21 protein-coding genes and 1 tRNA gene are annotated in these 21508 nt (G+C 50.5%); 7 read left to right on the forward strand and 15 right to left on the reverse strand.

All coding sequences use genetic code 11. The features are described 5' to 3' along the window. Positions 1-98 precede the first annotated feature (98 nt). The gene (locus J3351_RS11320) at positions 99-1334 is read left to right on the forward strand and encodes a U32 family peptidase (protein WP_097773778.1); all 1236 of its coding nucleotides are present in this window, start codon (positions 99-101) and stop codon (positions 1332-1334) included. A gap of 72 nt (positions 1335-1406) precedes the next feature. Beyond that, positions 1407-1480: transfer RNA gene (locus tag J3351_RS11325), tRNA-Ala, on the forward strand. Positions 1481-1688: 208 nt separating this feature from the next. Here J3351_RS11325 and J3351_RS11330 read toward each other — a convergent pair. The 11 genes from J3351_RS11330 to J3351_RS11380 form a co-directional block, all read right to left on the reverse strand. Continuing rightward, positions 1689-3368: a recombinase family protein gene (locus tag J3351_RS11330; protein ID WP_207697770.1), complete on the reverse strand. Its 1680-nt coding sequence runs from the start codon at positions 3366-3368 to the stop codon at positions 1689-1691. 21 nt (positions 3369-3389) lie between these two features. Continuing rightward, complete coding sequence (locus tag J3351_RS11335; protein WP_207697771.1) at positions 3390-4391, reverse strand: virulence RhuM family protein; 1002 nt, start codon at positions 4389-4391, stop codon at positions 3390-3392. A gap of 79 nt (positions 4392-4470) precedes the next feature. Continuing rightward, positions 4471-4650 (reverse strand): hypothetical protein, encoded by a 180-nt coding sequence (locus J3351_RS11340; protein ID WP_186850777.1) that lies wholly within the window; start codon positions 4648-4650, stop codon positions 4471-4473. Between the two features lie 67 nt (positions 4651-4717). After that, positions 4718-5545 (reverse strand): ATP-binding protein, encoded by an 828-nt coding sequence (locus tag J3351_RS11345; protein ID WP_370684128.1) that lies wholly within the window; start codon positions 5543-5545, stop codon positions 4718-4720. 5 nt (positions 5546-5550) lie between these two features. Then, the gene (locus tag J3351_RS11350) at positions 5551-6000 is read right to left on the reverse strand and encodes a hypothetical protein (RefSeq protein WP_207697772.1); all 450 of its coding nucleotides are present in this window, start codon (positions 5998-6000) and stop codon (positions 5551-5553) included. Between the two features lie 176 nt (positions 6001-6176). Beyond that, entirely contained in the window at positions 6177-7886 is a 1710-nt protein-coding gene (locus tag J3351_RS11355; RefSeq protein ID WP_242699398.1) for a recombinase family protein, read from the reverse strand. 98 nt (positions 7887-7984) lie between these two features. Continuing rightward, positions 7985-8164, reverse strand: a complete 180-nt coding sequence (locus J3351_RS11360) for a hypothetical protein (protein WP_207697774.1) — start codon at positions 8162-8164, stop codon at positions 7985-7987. 355 nt (positions 8165-8519) lie between these two features. Next, on the reverse strand, positions 8520-8765 hold the full coding sequence (locus J3351_RS11365; protein ID WP_207697775.1) for a helix-turn-helix domain-containing protein: 246 nt from the start codon (positions 8763-8765) through the stop codon (positions 8520-8522). 6 nt (positions 8766-8771) lie between these two features. Further along, complete coding sequence (locus J3351_RS11370; protein WP_207697776.1) at positions 8772-9203, reverse strand: sigma-70 family RNA polymerase sigma factor; 432 nt, start codon at positions 9201-9203, stop codon at positions 8772-8774. Between the two features lie 523 nt (positions 9204-9726). Next, positions 9727-9912 (reverse strand): cysteine-rich KTR domain-containing protein, encoded by a 186-nt coding sequence (locus J3351_RS11375; protein WP_097793625.1) that lies wholly within the window; start codon positions 9910-9912, stop codon positions 9727-9729. Positions 9913-9983: 71 nt separating this feature from the next. After that, positions 9984-11360, reverse strand: coding sequence for an MATE family efflux transporter (locus J3351_RS11380; RefSeq protein WP_207697777.1), 1377 nt, complete (start codon positions 11358-11360; stop codon positions 9984-9986). A 212-nt stretch (positions 11361-11572) separates the two neighbouring features. On the opposite strand from J3351_RS11380, the gene J3351_RS11385 reads away from it, so the two are divergent. The 5 genes from J3351_RS11385 (at position 11573) to J3351_RS11405 (ending at position 15606) form a co-directional block, all read left to right on the forward strand. After that, positions 11573-12112: a PadR family transcriptional regulator gene (locus J3351_RS11385; protein WP_097793623.1), complete on the forward strand. Its 540-nt coding sequence runs from the start codon at positions 11573-11575 to the stop codon at positions 12110-12112. Positions 12113-12423: 311 nt separating this feature from the next. Further along, positions 12424-12792: a helix-turn-helix transcriptional regulator gene (locus J3351_RS11390; protein WP_207697778.1), complete on the forward strand. Its 369-nt coding sequence runs from the start codon at positions 12424-12426 to the stop codon at positions 12790-12792. 190 nt (positions 12793-12982) lie between these two features. Continuing rightward, complete coding sequence (gene mobC / locus J3351_RS11395) at positions 12983-13312, forward strand: plasmid mobilization relaxosome protein MobC (RefSeq protein ID WP_015536573.1); 330 nt, start codon at positions 12983-12985, stop codon at positions 13310-13312. Then, positions 13273-14601 (forward strand): relaxase/mobilization nuclease domain-containing protein, encoded by a 1329-nt coding sequence (locus J3351_RS11400; RefSeq protein ID WP_207697779.1) that lies wholly within the window; start codon positions 13273-13275, stop codon positions 14599-14601. The genes mobC and J3351_RS11400 overlap by 40 nt, the downstream gene beginning before the upstream one ends. Positions 14602-14712: 111 nt before the next feature. Further along, positions 14713-15606 (forward strand): Bro-N domain-containing protein, encoded by an 894-nt coding sequence (locus tag J3351_RS11405; protein WP_207697780.1) that lies wholly within the window; start codon positions 14713-14715, stop codon positions 15604-15606. Positions 15607-15722: 116 nt separating this feature from the next. Here J3351_RS11405 and J3351_RS11410 read toward each other — a convergent pair whose 3' ends face one another. From J3351_RS11410 to J3351_RS11425, 4 genes are all read right to left on the reverse strand, one after another. After that, a complete protein-coding gene (locus J3351_RS11410) occupies positions 15723-15923 on the reverse strand; it encodes a transposon-transfer assisting family protein (protein ID WP_118564492.1) in 201 nt (66 codons plus the stop codon). A gap of 2 nt (positions 15924-15925) precedes the next feature. After that, positions 15926-16852, reverse strand: a complete 927-nt coding sequence (locus J3351_RS11415) for a hypothetical protein (protein ID WP_207697783.1) — start codon at positions 16850-16852, stop codon at positions 15926-15928. Positions 16853-16873: 21 nt separating this feature from the next. Further along, entirely contained in the window at positions 16874-20080 is a 3207-nt protein-coding gene (locus J3351_RS11420; protein ID WP_207697781.1) for a YodL domain-containing protein, read from the reverse strand. 99 nt (positions 20081-20179) lie between these two features. Next, the coding region (locus tag J3351_RS11425; protein WP_242699399.1) for a DNA topoisomerase at positions 20180-21508 on the reverse strand (1329 nt) is incomplete at its 5' end.

Here is a 21508-nt window from a genome sequence, read left to right on the forward strand (position 1 = left end):
CAATTGCGGCTCCGGAGTCAGGTTTGCAGAAACCGATCCGATGAGGCGGCATCGCGTCAGCGATGACAGAGAGGGTGTTAAAAAGAGAGGACGATTTTATGTTACAGATCCCGGAACTGCTGGCCCCGGCAGGCGACTTGGAGCGCCTGCGTTATGCCATCAACTATGGAGCAGACGCTGTTTATTGCAGCCTGCCGGAGTTCGGTATGCGGTCGGCTCCTGCCAATTTTACGCCGGAGCAGCTGGCCGAGGGTGTGATCTATGCCCATGCCCGCGGCCGCAAGGTCTATCTGACCATGAACACGCTGCCCACCAATGAGGAAGCTGACCGCCTGCCCGAAGCCATCAAGGCTGCTGCTGCCGCCGGTGTGGATGCCTTTATCGTGGCCGATCTGGGCGTGCTGGAAGCCTGTAAGCAGTTCGCCCCGGAGATCGATGTCCACATGTCCACCCAGACCGGCATCACCAACTGGGCCGCTGCGCGTGCCGCTTACAACATGGGTGCAAAGCGTGTGGTGCTGGCCCGTGAGATGAGCCTGCAGGATATCGCCACCCTGCGCGATAAGACCCCGCCGGAGCTGGAGATCGAGGCGTTTGTCCACGGAGCCATGTGCATGAGCATTTCGGGCCGGTGTCTGCTCTCCAATTACATGGCAGGCCGGGATGCCAACCGGGGCCAGTGCGCCCAGCCCTGCCGCTGGAAGTATTACCTGAGCGAGGAGACCCGCCCGGGCCAGCTGTATGAGATCGGCGAAAATGAGAACGGCAGCTATATCCTCAATGCAAACGATCTGTGCACCGCTCCCTTCATCGACCTCATCTGCAAGGCAGGTGTGGACAGCCTGAAGATCGAGGGCCGCGCCAAGACGTTCTACTATGTCGCCAGCGTCACCGCCGCCTACCGCAAGGCTCTGGATCAGTATCTGGCCGACCCGCTCAACGATAACTTTGAGCTGAGCGATGACGTTCTGGCTGAGCTGACCCGTACCAGCCACCGGCACTACTCCCCGGGCTTCTACTTTGGCCGCGAGCAGGCCCGTCAGGCAACCGACAGCGCTACTTATATCCGTGAGTGGGAGTTTGTGGGCACTGTGGAAAGCTGGGAGAATGGTGTTGCCTCTTGCCAGCAGCGCGGCAAATGGAGCCTTGGGGATACGTTGGAGGTGCTCTGCCCGGATGGGCGCAGCATCCCGCTGCACCCGGAGTGGATCAAAAACGAGGCAGGGGAGAGCGTGGAATCCACCCCCCACGCCATGGAAAAGTACACCATCCCCACCCCAGAGCTGCCCCCCATGAGTCTGCTTCGCCGGAAGGTAGAAACTCTTGACAAATGATTCCAGAAGCAGTAAAATAATAAAGTCAAAATGAACGATGTCCTCTGGCTCTAGTGGTCAGAGGACAGTTGAGGGCTCGTAGCTCAGTTGGGATGAGCGTTCGGTTCGCATCCGAAAGGTCGAGGGTTCGACTCCCTTCGAGTCCATACAATAGAAAACCGCTCTGTCGTAGCTATACGGCAGGGCGGTTTCCTTGTTTGCAGTGCTATGAAACAGTGAGTACTGTTTCGATGGATCTGGAGCCGGTTCAAAGGTGGAAAATTACTGCTCCTCAAACCTTGAAAGTGCTAGAAATCAAGGTTTCATGCGGGTTAATGCCGTGATACATTCGCAATGGCTTGAGGGTTGCGTTTGTTACATCGTTTTGGTATAACAACTCACAACCTCCACGTGACTTCCATTGTCCAAACACAAATCCGCGCCATTTTCGATGATAGGCAGTCGGAATTTGATGGACTTGAGCCACTGGCCGTTGGGCTGACGCTCCGGGTAGATCTGAATTTCGGAAATCAGGTGCTCCATCAGCTTTTTGCGTTCGACAGGATTCATCACATTGTAGAGCTTTTCAAAGCAGACGAGAACCTTGTAAATGTTGTCGCCGGTGATTTTGTCTGCTTCGATGGCCTGTTTCTTGGCACGAGCCGTCACAAGCTGATTCTCGGTACCCTCGATTTTATCGTACATCTTGTAGAGCCGTTCGTCAAGGTCGGATTTGCGCATGATGTAGTGCCGGTCATCCGGGTCAAGGGTGTCGATTTCATCCATGAGTTTGGATTTGACGGAGTAATACTGGCGCAGTTGCTTTTCGGCGGCTGCGATTTCCTGTTCAATGGCAGTGGTGTCTACTTTGCTGTTGATCTTTTCCTGCATCATGGCGGCAAACTTTGGATTGCTGACCAGTTTGATGATAACCTCCACCACGGCGTTGTCCAGAACTTCTTCCTGAATTTGCTTGTTGAAATCGCATTTTTGCCCACGCTGCATCTTGCGATGCTTGCAACTGTAATAAGAGAAAGATTTATAGGGTGTGCCATCTTTCTTTCGTTTGGTGCATTTGTTGCTGTACATTCCAGCACCGCAAATGGGGCACTTGATAAGGGCGGATAATAAATGCGCCTGTTCCGTCTTGCTGCGGTTGACTGGTTCGTATCGTTTAGACTGCGCCAACAGCTTGACCTGTGCGGCGTTCCACAATTCTTCTGATACGATGCCCTTGTGCAGGCCGTCCACCAGCAAATAATTCTCCTGTGGAACCTGATGATATTCGTTCCGGGTGCCGTGGATCTTTTCGAGTTTGCGGCGACCAAAGGCGATTTTTCCGCAGTAGACGGGGTTCTTCAGGATGGCACGAATCAATGTTGCACTGAAAAGGGGAGAGGTGCCATTTTGACGAGCAAGTTTCTGAAAGCCGTGGGTCTCCAGATATTTGGAAAGACCATTTGCACCTGTGTCCTTGTTTACATATTGCTCAAAAATCGTGCGAATGGCAGGGGATTCATCCTCATTGATTTGCAGCACACCGTCAACCAAACGATAGCCATAAGGCGCAAAACCGCCGTTCCAGCGACCTTCCCGTGCCTTCTGGATGCGGCCTTCCATGGTTTGGACACGGATGTTCTCACGCTCGATTTCAGCGACAGCGGACAGAACGGAGATCATCAGTTTGCCAGCGTCTTTAGAAGAATCAATGCCGTCCTCCACGCAAATCAGGTTCACACTAAAATCCTGCATTACCTGCAGGGTAGACAGTACATCGGCAGCATTGCGGCCAAAACGGGAGAGCTTGAACACCAGCACATAGGCAACGCCATCCTTGCCGGATTTGATGTCCTCCATCATCCGGCAGAAAGAAGCACGGCCTTCAATGGATTTACCCGATTTGCCTGCATCCTCATATTCGCCAACGATCTGGTAATTGTTGAAGTCTGCATAGGCTTTCATGCGAGCTTTCTGTGCATCCAGCGAATAGTCATCGATTTGCATGGTGGTAGATACACGAGTGTAAATATAAACTTTTGTCTTTCCCTGTGACATAAGAAATCCTCACGGCTACCGTTATTTCTTGTCGATTTTCTGCTCTAAGAACTGGATGGAATCCAGGTAGTCTTGTTCCACGTCGCTGAGCGTTTTAGCCTTGTATTTCCGATATTCAGTGGTGGCTTTGTCCACGGCCTGCTTGTGCGTCACAGTGCCGTTTCCGACAAGCAACTGCTCACCGCTCATAGTCAGAATACGGTCAAGGTGGTTTGCCCAATCCTGCATTGTCATGGGCTGTTCACGTTCTGCCTGACGCTCAGCAAAATCCAGATAACCGGAAACCAACTGCCCCATAGCACGAAGCTCTTTCTCGTTCAGATAGTTTTTGGCAATAGTAGCTTCTCGTAAAGTGGGCTGGTTTCCTGCAAAAGTGGTCAGACCCATAAATTCCTTTTCGGCATCTACACGATTGTAAATGACCTCAGCGGCAGTCTGACCGTGGATGGCATAATGAATTTTATTCTGGACTTTTTTGAAGAACTGGACGGAGATTTCTGCTTTTGGGTCGTAGTCAATGCTGGTTGCATAGATTTCCAGAATCTGACGATAAAACACTTTTTCGGAAGCACGGATGTCACGGATGCGTTCTAACAGCTCTTTGAAATATCCACCGCCGCCCAGATTTTTCAGGCGTTCGTCATCCAGCGCAAATCCCTTGCGCATATATTCCTTCAGGATGCCAGTTGCCCAGATACGGAACTGTGTGCCTCGTTTGGATTTGACACGATAACCAACAGAAATAATGACGTCAAGATTGTAGAATTCGACCTGATAGGTCTTTCCGTCTGCGGCAGTTGTTGCAAATTTTGCAACAACTGAATCTCGTTCAAGCTCACCCTCTGCAAAAATGTTTTTGATGTGACGGGAAATTGTGGATTTGTCACGTTGGAACAACTCAGCCATCTGGTCAATGGAAAGCCAGACGGTGTCACCGTCAAAGGTAGTATCAATTTTGGTCAGGCCATCTTCTGTGGTGTAAATGAGGATGGAATTTTTAGGAGAGTCATCTGGACGATTCATTTTCGTACCTCGTTCAAAATATGGAACATGGTGAGAGAATCTCACCATGTGTTTGGACAGCAATTACAAGAACATTATATCATGCTGCAAGAAGTTCATCAACAGCAATTTGCCCGGTTTCGATTTCTGGGATTAAAATTTCTGCATATTTTTCGATCATATCGGCCAGAAAGCTCGCCAAGGCACTCCATTCATCAAAGTTGGATGTGCAGGCGGAAACAGGAAAGATATCTTTTTCGCTAGCAGGATATTTTTTCAATAGGCGGCTCTATTTCCTTGTAGCTGGACAGTGTGTACCAGCGATTTTATCAAACTTCCTTTCAAACTCATCCAATCAATTCTTTCAGCCGTTCCAGCTTCTCCTGTGCGGTTTCTTTGCGGAAACTTACGCCAATGCATGAAATCGGAACGCACATTTCTAACAGGCGGTCATAGATTCGGGCATGCGCGGTATCCTGCGGATGCCGGATCTCGTCCAGTGTCAGGTTGGTCGTGACGATCAAAGGCTTTCGGCTGCGGTAGCGACTGTCTACAATGTTGTAGATTTGTTCCAGCGCATACTCTGTGCTGCGCTCCATGCCAAAATCATCAATGATGAGAAGTGGATAGCGGCACAACCTGTCTACCACCTCATTCCGCCCGGAAAAGCTGTTGTTCAGCTCGTTCAGGATGTGTGCGAAGTTCGTCATGCGCACAGGCACTTCCTGAGCTATCGGAGCGTTCGCAATACACCCGGCAAGGAAACTCTTGCCTGTGCCGACACCGCCCCAGAACAGAAGCCCAATGTTCTCTGAGCGCATGGTCTGCCACTGCTCTACATAGCGGTGTGCATGGTGCATCTGTGGGCTGCGTCCGTTGTCGTTTGCAAATGTCCAGTCCAGCAGAGCGGAATCAGAAAAGCCGTCTGCTTTCAGCCGCCGCACAAGGTCGAGGTGTTTCTGCGCCTTAATAGCTGCTTCCTGCTGCTCCCGTTCGGCTTTATGGCAGGCACATTCTACCGGATGCTTGTTCTTCCCCATCAGGACAAGACCCTTGGCAAAGAAGGCTTCTTTTGGGGTTCTGCACTTGCCGCAATAGAGCAGGCCATTCTCACCGGGATAGTCCGCTGCATTTTCGGGAATACTGGAAACGGATTGTTCCAGAACTTTTTTGATCGTCTTTATAGGCTTTCTCCTTCCTTGAAGGTGTAGTCCGGGATGCCCGGCGTCGATTTTCGTTCTGTTTTCTGCCGCTTTGCCCAGATACGCAGGGTGGCGGCATGGTCGGCGTACTTCTTATCTGTGGACTGGATATAAGCCGAAAGCTGTTCGATTAGATCATCCAGCCCGGAGAAATCAGCTTTGAGTCGCCTGTACTCCTTTGCTGTTAAAAAGACATTTTGATATTCTCCAAAGGTCAAATGAGCGTCTGTTGTTCTTATCAGGTGGCTATCTTTCAGGTTGCTCTTATTACGTTGGTTAGGTGTGCATTTCTGCGCAATCATACTACTCGTTTCTGCACAGTCATCCTTGGCATTTTTGTATACTGTGACTGCGCAATTCTGCGTAGTATGCGGAACCTTGAGCAGAATACGGCTGGGCTTGGAAAATCCACTGCGGATACGTTCCACGAGCTGTGCGTTTTCCAGCTCGGAGAAAGAGCGCGTTACACTGGAAATGCTGCATCTCAAGTCTTTTGACAGATGAGAAAGCGGATAGACTACATAAATGCGATCCTGTGCATCGATCCATGACGAATGTTCTTACAGCATTTAGCTGTCAAAGAACATTCGTCATTTTTTATTTGCTAAATAGCGACATCACAGGGGGCGTAGTTCACAACTACGCCTTTTCTTGTATTCACCGATACATCGGGTGTCGGTAAAGGAAGTGCGCTTGGAATCTCGATGGTGCCCACGCAGTTGTAGTGAATGCGGAGCCGCTGCTCCCATACACCATTGACCTTTTCTGCATTGAACACTTCGATTTTTTCCACCAGTTCATTCAGCATCCGGGGTGTCAGCTTTTTTGCTCTGGTGTACTTGCGAACCAGACTGATGAACATATCCGTTGTCATAGTACGGCTGCTCTGCTTTTCGATTTCGGAGCGGAGCTGTTTGATTTTCTCGGTCAGCTCCTTTTGCTCGTCCTCATATCTCCGGGACATTCTGGAAAAGCGTTCGTCAGAGATTTTGCCGGAAACATTGTCCTCATAGATGCGCTCAAAGAGGCCGTCCAGTTCTTCATCACGGGCAAGAAGTGTTTTCAACTCTTTTTCTTTCAGCTTGCGGTCGGTTTCATCCGCCTGCTGGGAGTGCCCGATAACAGCTTTCAGGAAGTCGTCCTCGTAGAGGCTGGCAAACTTGGTCAGCCGCCGAATCTCGCCCAGCACCACTTCTTCCAGAAAGTCTACCCGGATGTAGTGGGTGGATTGACAGGTACCACGGTTGCCCTTGTAGTTGGAGCAGTTGAAATACTTGATTTCCGGGTTGCCCTGATTGAAGTGGAAGTGCAGATTGCAGCCGCAGTCTGCGCAGACAAGCAGGCCGGAGAACATATTGTGTTCTCCGTTGCTGGTACGGCGTTTGCGCATCTTTCCACGCTTCTGCTGTACCTGTTCAAACACGGCACGTTCAATAATGGGTTCGTGAACATTTTGGAACACTACCCAATTTTCCGGGTCGTTATGAATCCGCTTCTTATTCTTGTAGGACTTGGAGTAGGTTTTGAAGTTCAGAACATCACCACAATACTCCTGCTGGTACAGAAGATGGGTAATCGTGGAGCCATTCCACTTGGTGGCGGGGCGCGTCTTGGTCTTTCCGGGACGGCCGATGCCTTTCTGAATCCAGTAGGCCTGCGGCGTCAGGATGCCTTCCTTTTCAAACTGGGTGGCAATCTGTTCCGTACCAAAGCCCTCCAACGTCATATCAAAAATGCGCCGGACAACTTGTGCAGCTTCTTCATCAATGACCCAATGCTTGGGATTGTTCGGGTCCTTGATATATCCATAGGGAGGAAGTCCCATCGGTTCGCCGGAGTTGCCTTTGATTTTATTACTGATACGGCGTTTCTTGCTGATGTCACGGGCATACCACTCATTGAACAGGTTTCGGATGGGTGCCAGTTCATTTTCTCCCTCGGCCGTGTCGATGTTGTCCGAAACGGCAACAAGTCGGATGTCATGGTCTGGGAAAAATTCTTCTGTCAGCCGCCCGACCTCGATATAGTTTCGGCCCAGACGGGAAAGGTCTTTGACGAACACAGCGGAGGCTTTCCCTTGTTCAAGCTGCTGCATCATTTCAACGAAACCGGGACGGTTCATGGTCACGCCGGAAATGCCATCATCCAGAAAGTGAACCAGATTGGTATAGCCTTTTTCCTTTGCAACTTTGGTGAGCAGTTTCTTTTGGTTGCCGATGCTGTAACTCTCGCCCTCCAAATTATCATCACGGGAAAGACGCTCATAGAGAAAAGCGGTTGCTTCACGGGATTTCTTGTTACTCGACTGTTTCATACTCGCTCCTTTCTTGGGACAGTCGAATAGCAAATTCACTTGTACACCTATATTATAACACAATCCGCTTTCTCTGTCCGCTGCCTCCCGAAAGGTCATTATAATTTTTCGCTTTCGGATTTCATCAGCCGGAGAAGAACTTCTCCTAAGGTCTGGGAACTTTCTTCTTTGAACACCGGCTCAACGATAAAGGAGCGATTGCCAATACGATAAGGCGAATCCAGAGTAAGCATCTCTGGATTTTTTGTTTTTTCCGGGTTTGTTTTTTTCGCTTGCATCGTAAAAATCCCCTTTCTTAAAAATCAAAAAACGAGCCAACGGACGGCTGCTGGCAGCAGCCCACGGGAATCTCACCCCTGCATTCCTCATGCAGCCCTACTCATTGCCTGCGACGCTCTGAACGCTCGGACTTTGACGGTAAGGGAGTATCAGCCTGCCTGTATGTCATGGCCCGCAAGCAGCCGCGCTTGCATTGCGGCGTGGTGGTGATCGCTCCACTTTTCAAAGAAAAGCATCGTGGCGCACCCGCCGTCCGGCTCGATACAGACAGCAACGTATCCGTTTGCCCTATAATGCACCGCCATTGTCCTGCGGGCATATTTTTCAAGGTGCAGTCCCGAAACGTGGAAAGGGTCAGACCGTTTCGGCTTTGGTTACAATAGAAGAAATCAGTTTGATTTCCAGATGGCGTTTCATGTACTCGTCTATGCACACATGAGGCTGACCGTGCTTGTCATAGAGAATGCCTGTACAGAGCTTGATGATATAGCCTCTGTAATGTCGCAAAACCTGTTCAACTGCATCGGTGTCCCCAGCGCAGGCAGAGCGAATTACCGAGAGCGGCAAAAACTCTCTGCTCGTGTGTTCATAGGAGTTCATTTACGCCTAACCTCCCTCCGGCAAGTGCGCCTTTAGCTTTTTTTGCAGCTCGTTCAGCGTTTTTGCCCGGTGCCGTTGAACAGCACTCCGGGACATTCCCATGAGGTCGCCAATCTCGCCATCGCCCAGTTCCAGAACACAAAACAGAATCAGAATGCTTTGCTCTTGCTTTGGCAGAGCGGCAAACGCATTGGCAACAAGTTCATTGTCGATGTGCAGATCACAGCCGTAGGATGAAAATACAAATTCTTCACTTGGATAATAGTCTACACTCGTGAGCTGCCCCAGTTCTTCCAACGAAAGAACGCTGAATGACTTTTCACGGTCAAGCAGACGTTTCTTATTTCGGTGATAGTTCCGGGCCTCATTTCGCAGCACCGCTTTGCAGAACGCATCGAATCGGTACTGTTCGCCATCGTTGCGAGGGATAGCTTCCATCTTCTCACCCCCTTTCCGTGGGGATGTCGGGTGGATTTTTCCCTTTCCGCTAATATGACACCCGAAACACCCGATTCTACCCGCTTTTTTGAAAATTTCCAAAAATATTTTTTGAAACAGGTAGATTTTCAGATGGCAATAGAAAAGCCCAGCAGATCGAAAACGGCCAACCGGGCATAATGGCAGCACGAAACGCGCAGTAGCTACATCGTATAGTACATAGTAAAAGCCCTGCTGACCCTGTGCGGGAGCAAGGCTTTTTTTGACAGTTCAAAGCTAGGCGTTCGATAGAATATCAGGCGCATGGCGGCATCCTCCTATGGCCGCCATACAGACGATGAAACGCTCTGATACGCAAAAAAGAACCGGCGGCCTTGATTTTCTCAAAAGCCGCCGGTTCAAAATGGGCGCGTAAAATTACCTGCTCCAACCAACGGCTTTTTTATTTCCCCTTAGTCGGGGCAGGTTCGCATCATATACTGAAAAAAAGAACCGATAATCACAAGTGAATTCACCTTGTGCATTACCGGCTCTGCGTCTGTGCGTCTGGCTCTTGGATGATAGATAAATTTAGTTTTCTTACCGCAATCAGGGTTTCATGTTTGCATTTAGGACAATATAACGGAAAATTATCCAGTATTGTATCATTGCGAATTTTCAACCGTGTTTTGCTTCCACAAAAGGGACATAAAATCCATTCTATCTTCATCTTATCTTCCTCTGTGCTTAGTTTTCTTCTTTTACTACCGTATAGCAAGCTGACGTTTTTTCTTCGCCTCTTTACATTTCCGAATTGGACATAACCTGTTTTTCAGCCATAGACAATTCCCGATGAAGGTGTAATGCCATAAATACAGTGATTACTACGGAAATCACATCTGCGATGGGTTGGGCATATAGGATTCCGTTCATTCCCCATACCATAGGCAGCAGCAAAATGACAGGAATAAAGCAGATGCCTTGTCTGCATGCGCCCAAAAAGAAACCTGCCGCCCCCTTGCCCAGAGCAAGAAACAAAGAGGAGTATACCGTGTAGAAACCGAAAAGAATGAATGTAAGGCCATTCGCAAATAGAGATTTTTGACCCACTAAAATCATTTGAGTATCTCCCTTAGTAAATTGAGAGATAATCTGCGTAGAAAAAACAGCCATCACCAAACCTACGACTAAGCAGAAACTTGTAGACCAAATGATTGAGGTTTTGATTGCTTCACGCAAGCGATCAAACTTCTTTGCCCCGTAGCTGAATCCAGCAATAGGCTGGAACCCTTTCAGAAATCCAAAAACAACAAGAGTTCCCATAGAAGTAATTCGCGTAACCGCCCCCATACCTGCAATGACCGAATCGCCATAATTGCTGGACGTGCGGTTAATTAGCGCAATCGAAAGACTTGTCAGCAGTTGGAACACCAAAGTGGGAACTCCAATTTTTAAAATTTCCGCCATCATTTGCCTCGTAGGAGAAAACTCTTTTATGCTGAACGTAAATACGCTTTTTTTGCGAAGAACATAGGTGAGATAAACAAGCGTGGATACCATTTGCGAAATTGCTGTGGCGATTGCTGCACCCGCTACCCCCATGTTCAAAGTGTAAATGAAAAGAGGGTCCAATCCGATGTTCAATACGGCTCCCAGCAGCAAGGCGCACATGGTCGTCTTTGCGGCACCCTCGCTGCTTACGATGTTGTTCATTGTTACATTAAACACGTTGAAAATACAGGAGAGCACATAAATTCTTGCGTATGTCAGGGCATACGGCATAATTGTTTCTGTTGCGCCCAACATCGCCAAAATTGGTTTGAGGAAAATCGTAGAAAACAGAATGATAATGGCGCCAATCAGAATACTGCTGTATAGTGCGGTGCTTGCCACTCTATTGGCGGTATCTTTATCTCCGCGCCCAAGCAGTCTTGACAGATAGGATGCGGCTCCGTTACCGAACATAAGCCCCAAACCAACCACGACTTGCCCCAAGGGGAACACGACGGAAATAGCACCCATTTGACTTTTTCCCAAACCAGCCACAAAATAGGCATCCACCAGATTATAGAGTGCATTGATCAACATCCCAATCATAATCGGTATGCCGAGAGCCATCAGAGCTTTGGGGATAGGCGCACTGCCCAAAAGCTCAAGTTTGTTGTTGCGTTCATTCATTGTTAAAACTCCTTTCGTCTCTTCAGGTATAATTTACAGTAGTGTAGGCCATAGTGCTACACAGTATAAATAATAGTACTATAATTTATAGTATATGTCAAGAGGTGAGGCAATTTATCTTGACAAAAAGTATAAAATACAATACTATATTTTATAGTGAATTTGACGGTGTTCTTTTATTCAGAAAACATAGCGAAAGGACGTGATTCCACATGGCAACCATAGATTTAATTGTATTGGGAATATTGAAAAAGGAGCCAATGAGTGCCTACGATATTCAAAAGTTGGTAGAATATAGAAACATATCCAAATGGGTAAAAATCAGCACTCCATCCATTTATAAAAAAGCCATTCAGTTAGAAGAAAAGGGGCTAATCCGAGGCGAAATCGTAAAAGAAGGGAAGATGCCAGAAAAAGTGATTTATTCCCTGACGGATGCCGGAGAAGCAGAATTTGAACGGCTCATGTTTGAGATTTCTGAAAAACCTATTAACATTTTTCTAGACTTCAACGCAGTTATTGTGAATTTGGATTCCTTGCCACCTGAAAAACAAAAATCGTGTATAGCAGAAATTGAGGAAAATATTAGTACCTTAAAATCCTATCTGGAATATAATATACAGAAAAAAGAAAATGAACCCAGTATTCCCGCAACAGGTATGGCTGTTTTGCGTCAGCAGTATGTACTGGTGGAAGCAATCCAAGCATGGATTGCTTTATTAAAAGAGAATCAAATAAATCCTTTAGAATAAAGACGAAAAAAAAAAATAGAGCAGTTTACCTAGAATTTAAGCTTTACTGTTACTCAAACAAGTGGCATTTTAACTCTCTACATATCGTTGGAATGAACTTCTGGATGCTGTATGTTATTTTGATCTTGGCAGGAAAGGAAGCGTTCGTGTTTATATTCTTGTGTTCGCTTTGACAACTACTGCAAAGGATTATGTATAATCAAGTGAATGATAGTAGTATCAAAATATGAATTATAAAATGTAGACAGAACGGATATAGCAACATTTCGCCAATCGCTCATGAACTATAAAATGTATATGGGTGATGCAGAATGGCGAAAATTGAGGACTGTCCCGGCTTTGAAACGTTCGGAGCGGATGTCAAGGCAGCTCGAAAGGCAAAACAACTTTCCCGCAGTGCGCTGGCTGACATGATACATTGTGACAGCCGGTATCTTGCGAACATCGAAAACGAAAGCACGCTGCCCAGCCTGCCGGTGGTGATTCAGCTGATAAAAATATGTGGTCTGCCCGTGGAGCGGTACTTCAACCCGGAACTCATGCGGGAAGAAAGTGCGGAACGTCAGCGGGTCAGCCACAAGCTGCAGCTTTGCCCGGAAGAATACTTACCCATCGTAGAAGGTGCCATTGACGGTGCCTTACGAATCCATGAACAGGAAAAAGAGCCCGTGTGTGTCTGATTGTCATGCACGGTCATTGAGAGGATGCAAAAGCGTCCTCTTATTTTTTTGCATTTTGCGGGCAAAACGGGGGTGTTGTGGTGTCATAGTAGTGGGGAAAGGTAACGTAGCAAGCATAGGGAGTGTAGCCACTCCCGGCAAAAATGCTTGCTGGGGAGTACCCCAGACCCCCAAGAAACGAGGTGAAACTATGACGAACCGAACCCGAAAAATTGTCCTGCGGGTTCCCGTGACGCCGGAGGAACAGGAACTTATTCGGCAGAAGATGGCTCTGCTACACACACGGAATTTTTCTGCCTACGCCCGGAAGATGCTGATAGATGGTTATGTTGTCCACATCGACACCACCGACATCCGGGCGCAGACCGCCGAATTGCAGAAGATTGGTGTCAACGTCAATCAGATCGCGCGGCGGCTGAACAGCATGGGGCCGCTGTACACACAAGATGTTGCGGACATCAAAGGAGCACTGGCACAGATATGGCAGTTACAAAGATACATCCTATCAAGTCAACGCTGAAAAAGGCACTGGACTACATCGAGAATCCAGCCAAGACGGATGAAAAAATGCTGGTGTCCTCCTTTGCCTGCTCCTATGAAACCGCCGACATCGAATTTGAACTGCTGCTATCACAAGCCATGCAGAAAGGCAACAATCTGGCCCACCACCTGATACAGTCTTTTGCGCCGGGCGAAACCACGCCGGAGCAGGCCCACGAGATTGGCCGGCAGCTTGCAGATGAAGTCCTGCAAGGCAAATACCCGTATGTGCTGACCACGCACATTGACAAGGGGCACGTCCATAACCATGTCATCTTTTGTGCCGTGGACATGGTGAACCAACGAAAGTATGTTTCCAACCGACAGAGTTATGCCTACATCCGGCGCACCAGCGACCGGCTGTGCAAGGAACATGGTCTGTCTGTGGTGATGCCCGGTCAAGACCGGGGCAAAAGCTATGCCGAGTGGGATGCACACCGCAAGGGTACGAGCTGGAAGGCGAAGCTGAAAACCGCCATAGATGCAGCCATCCCGCATGCCAAGGATTTTGACGATTTTCTGCGGCTCCTGCAGGAGCAGGGCTATGAAGTCAAGCGGGGCAAGTATATTTCGTTCCGTGCGCCCGGACAGGGGCGGTTCACTCGCTGCAAAACGCTGGGCGAAGCCTACACCGAAGAAGCTATCACCGAGCGCATCAAAGGGCGGTTTGCGGAGCGGAAGCCCAAAGAAAACCGCAAAATTTCGCTGCGGATTGATTTGGAGAACAGCATCAAGGCCCAGCAGTCCGCAGGGTATGAGAAGTGGGCAAAACTCCACAATCTGAAACAGGCTGCTCGGACGCTGAACTTTCTGACGGAGCATGAAATTGATAGTTACCCGGATTTGGAAAGCCGGGTGGCCGAGATCACCGCCGCCAGCACCGAAGCTGCCGCCGCGCTGAAAGCAGCCGAACGCCGACTTGCAGAAATGGCCGTGCTGATAAAGGATGTCACCACCTGTAAGGAACTGCACCCACTGTTGCAGGAGTATCAGCGGGCTGCTGACAAAAAGCAGTTCCGACGTAAGCATGAAGGAACCTTGATTCTCTATGAAGCAGCGGCGAAAGCTCTAAAAGAGCAGGGCTTTCAAAAGCTGCCCGACCTCTACGCCCTGAAAAACAAGTATAAGCAACTGGCCGAGCAGAAAGACCAGATGCAGCGGCAGTACAATGATGCCAAACGCCAGATGCAGGAGTATGGCATTATCAAGCAGAATGTGGACGGCATCCTGCGGACAACACCGGGAAAGGAGCAGATGCAGGAACGGTAAATCTGCACAAAATATTGGTCGGATTTTTGAACCCCAAACGCTTAGACCGGGTGGCGTTTCCACCCGAAATCATGTAAAATAGACCTAGACAACGAAAGCGAGGAACCCTCTATGGCAGAAGTGAACGATAACAGCTCTATCCAGCTTTTTGAAGATCAGAAAATCCGCACTGCATGGGATGCAGAAAAGGAAGAATGGTATTTTGCCATCGTTGATGTGATTGCTGTTCTGACTGACAGCGCAGACCCACAGAACTATTGGCGCGTTCTAAAAAAGCGTCTTAAAGACGAAGGAAATGAAACCATTACAAATTGTAATGGTTTGAAAATGACCGCTCCTGACGGCAAAAAGCGCAAAACGGATGTCGCTAACACTGAACAGCTCCTGCGCATCATCCAGTCAATCCCATCTCCGAAAGCTGAACCGTTCAAGGCATGGCTGGCAATGGTAGGCAAGGAACGCATCGAGGAAACCATCGACCCGGAGCAGGCCATCGACCGCGCGCTTGATACCTATTTGAAAAAAGGCTACTCCGAAGAATGGATTCATCAGCGGCTTTTGGCAATCCGCATCCGAAACGAACTGACGGATGAATGGAAGAAGCACGGAGTGCAAAAGGGCAAGGAGTACGCCATTCTGACCGATGAAATCTCCCGCGCATGGTCTGGCATGACCACAGGGCAGTACAAGCGGCTGAAAGGTCTGACGAAAGAAAATCTCCGGGACAATATGACCGATTTGGAACTTGTGCTGACCATGCTGGCGGAAGCCTCCACCACGGATATTTCCAAAACTGCAAAGCCACAGACCTTTGAAGAAAACAAGCAGGTTGCCAAACGCGGCGGCAAGGTGGCCGGCATTGCGCGGCAGGCTCTTGAAGCGGAAACCGGCAAGCCTGTTATCACAGAAAAGAATGCGTTTGACTTCCAGCAGCTTGTGACCGACATTGTAGAAGATGCCGCCGAACTGCCGGAAAATCCCACCGAGAAAAAAGATAAAGACTGATACATGAAAAATAGCCGGACACAGCAGCCACAAGGCCACCGTGTCCGGCTATTTTCGTTTTGACAATGACACATTACTTTGATTAAAAATAATGCGTTATTGTCAAGCTGACGGTATTATTCACCCGTAAAATCAAACCTCTGTCCGTCAAAGTCAGCATCGGTCATGCGCTCCAACTTTGCAATGGTGCCATTCGCAAGCCGCCGCATTTCGGTATCCATATCCGGCAGGGCAGCCAGCATCCGCGCCATCGTCCGGCGGCGGTCAGAGGTGTGGTACATACAGATTAAATTTTCTTCTTCCACGCTGAAATTCATGGTTAAACCTCCATTTCGTGTTGCTTGCTGCGGGCCGCTTCCTTTTTCGGGCTGGCGGCCTGTTTTGTTTCGGAAAGCTGTTTGCGGACGGAAGCGCGGGGCTTGCGAATGTTCTTATCTCGGTTCTCGTTTTTATCAATCAGCGCGTAAATACCGAAACGGTCTTTCACGCTGGACAGATGCAGGGACTTGTACGGCAACATGGCAAGCAGCTGGTCCGTGTCCCGGCTGGATGCCAGTTTGGTGAAATAGGGCGACACCTCCACCATAAAATGATTCTTGTCCGGGCTATTGGGAGCAGCCAGCCGCTTCATATCTGTTGCAATGCGCTGAGCCTCGGCCTCGATCAGCCCAGTGTGCAGTTCCGCAAGATGTTCTTTGAAATCACCGGGCCGTGCCGGTTCCCGGCTGCGTTGCTCCTGCCGGATGGCCGCTTGCAGAAGTTCCGGGTCACGGGGCTGAATTTCATGCCGCACGAACTCTCCAAAATATTTGTCCGGGCGGCTGTCGAAATGCTCTTTCGGGCCAATCTCCCGCATCCCACTTTCGTAGATCAGACGGTTGGCACCCACGGGCAAGGCGGCATCCCGGATGTGCTGGAAGTGCTGCTGGTAGTCCAATTCATACAAGTTGCCTTGCACGGTTCCATTGGCCGTGCCGGTCAGTTCCACCGCATAGGCAAGAATCCTGTCATGGGTCTGTTCGCCGCAGAATTTCCATGTATTGTAGGCTTGGGTATCTTTGAGCAGCGCGTCCCGTTCCCGGAAGCAGAATGTTCCAGAAGGCCGGGACAGCCACAACAACAGCTTATCTTCCGGCTGGTCGCTGCGGGCTGCTTCCCGCAGTATCTTCATGTCAAAGGCAAAATCGCTCTGATAGTATGCGGTGTTCTGGTGCATAATAGCTTCCAGCGCAGCGATCACATCCATATTTTCAAATTTTTGCACGGCTTATACCTCCAATTCCTTTGTCTTTTCCCGTGGCTGCGTTTGCTTGCTCTGCTCCTTTTTTGCGGCATCCAGCTGTGCCCGGATGGACGGCTTTTTCGGTTTTGCGGCGCAGGACTTCTTGGTTTTCGGTGCCTTTTCCTCGGCCTTGACTGCGGCGGCAAGGTCCGTCAGAGAAATTTGTTCCCCGGCTTTTGCTTTTGCCTCCAATTCGCCCAGAGAGGGCGCATTGTTCAACACACCATCAATCATATTTTCGTTTTGTTCCGTGGAAAGTTCTGCGGTGCGCAGCGGATTTTCCCGCAAAAACTCCGGCACCTGCTGGAAGCCCACACTGTCGCAGTAGTGGGCGGTGTCCTGCCCGTTCTGATGCAGCACCACCACATCCGAAACAGACAACGAATGTCCCTTGAAATCTGCCGGATGGTTCACATTGAATGTGCGGTAGATGTCCTCCAACGTGGTGCCAGCAGTCAGCGGCGCAGAGTAAACTTCTGCGTAGTTGGCCTTGTCCACAGTCCGGCCAGCGGCCTGCAGGCGGTCGTATGGCTCAAAACGGTAATCGTGAGTGGAATCCTCATTGCGCAGCTGGTAGATGGAAAAGCTGTCCTGCTGCGGTGCTTCAAATCCTGCCGCTGCGTATTCCTCTACCGTCATTCCGGCAGCGGCCGCTTCCTGCGCGATCTCGGCCTGCACCTGTGCCTTGTAATCCTGCAAGCTCTGGTCGAAGTCGGCCAGCTTGGGCGGTTCCGGCAAGTTGTATTGGCCTTGGTTGAGCATCGAGCGGCAGTCCTGCACATAGGTCACAACCGCGTTGTAATAGACGGTCTGTTCCGGCGAAATGTTCTGTTCCTCCCGTAAAGCAGTGGTGGCGGTCTGCTCCATAGCGGAAAGATTGCAATGCTGTTTGAGGTACGGGATAAACTCGGTCAGCACCATTTCCCGCTCTGCCTTGTCCTGTACCCATGCTTCCGGGCCCTTGTTGTGCAGAACAAAATTTTTCCAGTTCTCGTCTTTGGCGTAGTATTCGTGGTAGTTCTGGATGTGCTGAACCAAAGAGCCCTCTCCGTCACCGAAATCCTGCCGCCCCTCGTAGTTGTCGGGCTGACCGTTCAGGGTAAAATCAATGCGGAACGCGGTCTTGTCGTACCAGCCACCCTCGTAACCATCCTTTTCCCGGTCTGTGTGCTGGGCGGTGTCCAGTTCTTCAAAAACGCGGTTTGCCACAGACAGCGGCATGATTTCGCCGTCCTGCAACTTGTCGCTTTCACTCCACAGAATCGTGACCGTAGGCTCTGCGGATAAATCTGTCGCAGCGGCTTTTTCTGCTTCCGGGGCAGAAAGTTCATTTGCTTTTTCCGCCGCCTCTTGGAATGCCGCCAGCTTATCGCCCAACAGAACTTCCGCCACCGCGGCTGTCTGCCCCAGCAGATTAAGTGCTTCCTGCCCGGCATCCGGCAGGGTCAGACCGGGCGCGTCCAGCTGCCCACCGTCCAGAGCCGTGTGGTCCGGGCCATACAGAGTGTAGTCATAGCCAGAATCGCAGGTCTGGATGAACAGCGTATTACCATTATCCAGTGCAAATGCGGCCTCCTGTGCAGTGGAAAGTTCTGTTTCCCGCTGCTGGCGCAGTTCTGCCAGATGTTCGTCCAGCGCAGAGATCAACTCATGGGCCGCGCTGCGGATAATTTCCAGAGAGGCTTTCAATTCAGCCAACTCCCGGCCAGAACTCCACCCGGCCACATAGCCAAAGGAATATTCGGACGTGTCCAGCCCGTAGTGCTGGCAGACTGCATAGGCCACACTTTCGGCCTGCACTTCGCGGGTGCGGCTGTCCGGGCGGTTGGTTTGTTCCGGGTCGTTCGGGTCGATGGCGTGGAGCTTGGCATGGGCAATCTCATGGATAGCCGTCTTGACGGTCTGTAACTGGCTCATGCCCTCTTGGATGGCAATGCGGTTGTCGAGCAGATGAAAGTACCCGTGCGCCCCGCCCTCGATGTCCTCAAACCCGATGGGCACCGGGGATGTCTGCTCCAATGCCTTGAAAAAATCTTGGTAGTCCTGCACGCTGCCGGACAGTTTATTCACCGCGATAGAGGGCAGAGGTTCGCCCTCGGTCTGGCTGACATCGAACACGGACACCACCTTGAAAGCCGGAATCTGCACCGTCTTTTCTTCCGTCAGCGGCTTTCCATCCTTATCCAGAATCGGCTTGCCCTGTTCGTCCAGCTTTTCCATCTTCTGCTTGACCTTGTAGGGCGCAGGAGCAAGAATCTTGATGCCTTTTTCGCCCTTTTTCACAGTGCGGTGGAACGTGTCTTTCCACTTGTTGAAGCCCGCCACCAACTGTCCGCCCTGCATGGCAATCAGCAAGGTGTTGTTGAAACTGTAATTGTGGAATTTTGCCATCGTGGTGAGGTAGGCTTTGTAGCGGTCACTGTCGAATAATTCTTGAATGCCTGTTTCCAGACGGTCCGTGATTTCTTTCATCCGTTCCGTGCTGTCCTTGCCGTTCAGGATGATGGGAATAACTTTCTGCTGTTCTGTTGTGGACTGCACCGGCGGTGGGATGTTGGCCGCATCCCGCAGGATTTCCGATGCAGGAAAAGACAGCACCCGGTATTCCTCTGGCACAGGCTGGCCCTCGTAGACTTTCTGCCATTCGTCCCCGCTTTTGACAAGGTAGCCGTACTGGGTGAATGCGCCCTGCTCCTGCTGGGTCACATACCGGCCAAACTGCGCCGTGTCGATGCCGCCTTTCCATTCTTCCGGCATATCCACCATGCCGGAACGGTTCAAGTAGTAGTCTCCCAGCTGGGCAGGGCCGCGCACATCCGGCAGATGCACATAATAGTCCACGTTTTCGGGAAAGTCGGTGATTCTCCCGATGCTGGAAAGCTCACTCTGCGGGGCTTGCAGGGCGGCGTTCAGCTCTGCGCGTTCCCCGGTAGAGAGTGTTTCCAGTCGTGATGCCAGAAAGTTCAGTTCGTCCACATTGGATGCCAGCACCATGTTGTAAGGGATGGCAAAACGCTTTTCTTCCTCGGCAAAGTAGCCGGAAATGAAAAGGCCCTGCGGATTATCGGACGAAATGCCGATTTGCCGCAGGGCCGCTTGTACCTGTTCGGTTGTAGTGGGCAGGTCCAGCCAGACGCCATCCCTGCCTTGCTGCTGCCGATTTTGCAGCTGGATGGAAAATAATTCGCTCATTTGGTCACACTCCTTTTTTTGCTATCCTACGGATAGAGAGAGCCGGTTATGGCAAAATGAATGCTTCACCTTACCATAACCGGCCCTCGTATTTTTGCCTTACTCTTTGCGCTCTACCCGGTAATTGACGTACTTGCCTCCCGTATCTGCCAGAAGCACCGTTGCATCATAGGTTTTGCCTGTCTTTTCGGAATAGAGGCCCTTGACCTTTGCCTTACCGTTTTTGAGCAGAGCAGCGGCGATCTTCGGTGTGAACGCCTTTTTGCGCTGCTCAAAGAAGCGGTCATTCTTCCACATCACGAACTGACAGCTACGATTCCCGCAGTAGAAGTTTTTCTTGCCCTCATAGACGTTTTCACTGCACCGGGGACACTTGCCGATAATAACCCGTTCCGACTGGAACAGGTTTTGCTTATCTGCACTGATACAAGAATAGGTCTTGACCAGCTGGCGCACCTGCGCTTCAATTTCGGCCATGAACTCGTCCGCGTCTGCATTGCCCTTGGCAATCTCGGTCAGGCGGTTTTCCCATTCAGCGGTCAGGACGGGAGAGGTCAGGCTTTCCGGCAGAACCACCGCCAGATTGATGCCGTCCTTGGTGGGGACAAGCTGTTTGCCCTTGCGCTGCACAAAGCCCATTTGCACCAGCTTTTCCAGAATCGCCGCACGGGTGGCCGGAGTACCCAGCCCCTTGCGTTCCGCTTGGCCCAGGCCACCCTCTCTTGCTCCTGCAGAGCAATTCACCTTGTCCTCCGGCATATCCTCGGCTCCGGCCCGCTCCATTGCTGACAGGAGCGTATCTTCGGTGTAGGCTTTCGGCGGGGATGTGAAGTGTTCCGATACGGTAGAAGTTACGCGGAAACTCTGCCCCTCGGCCAGTTCCGGCAGGGTGTTCAGGGCTTCCGTTTCTTCTTCGCCGTCTGCTTTCATGGTGGAGCGGAACCGTTGGTCGATCTCTTTCCATCCGGGGACAAGCACCGTTTTTCCCTTGGCGGTGAACTCGTTCCCTGCACAGGAGAACACGGCGGTCACTGTTTCGTACTCGTGGGGTGCGGCCACCGCACAGAGCAGTTTGGAGCAGACAAGGTTCATCAGCTTGCACTCACTTTCCGCAAGGCCGGTGAAGCCCTGTTTTACAAATTCGGCCGTGGGAAGGATGGCGTGGTGGTCCGATACCTTTTTGCTGTTCAGAATCCGGCCCACTTCCGGGGTCAAGTCAAGCTCTTGGGCAAAGGGCAGCAGCTCCAGCAGGTCAGACACAAGATGTTGTGCTGTCTGGCCCATGTCCTCGGTCAGATATTGGCTGTCCGTGCGGGGATAGGTCAGCAGCTTCTTTTCGTAGAGGCTCTGGGCGTAGTCAAGGGTCTGCTTCGCCGTGTATCCGAACAGGCGGTTTGCCTCACGCTGCAAGGTGGTGAGGTCATAGAG

Origin of the sequence: Faecalibacterium sp. Marseille-Q0746 (assembly GCF_017377595.1) — a bacterium.
GTDB classification, from domain to species: domain Bacteria; phylum Bacillota; class Clostridia; order Oscillospirales; family Ruminococcaceae; genus Faecalibacterium; species Faecalibacterium duncaniae.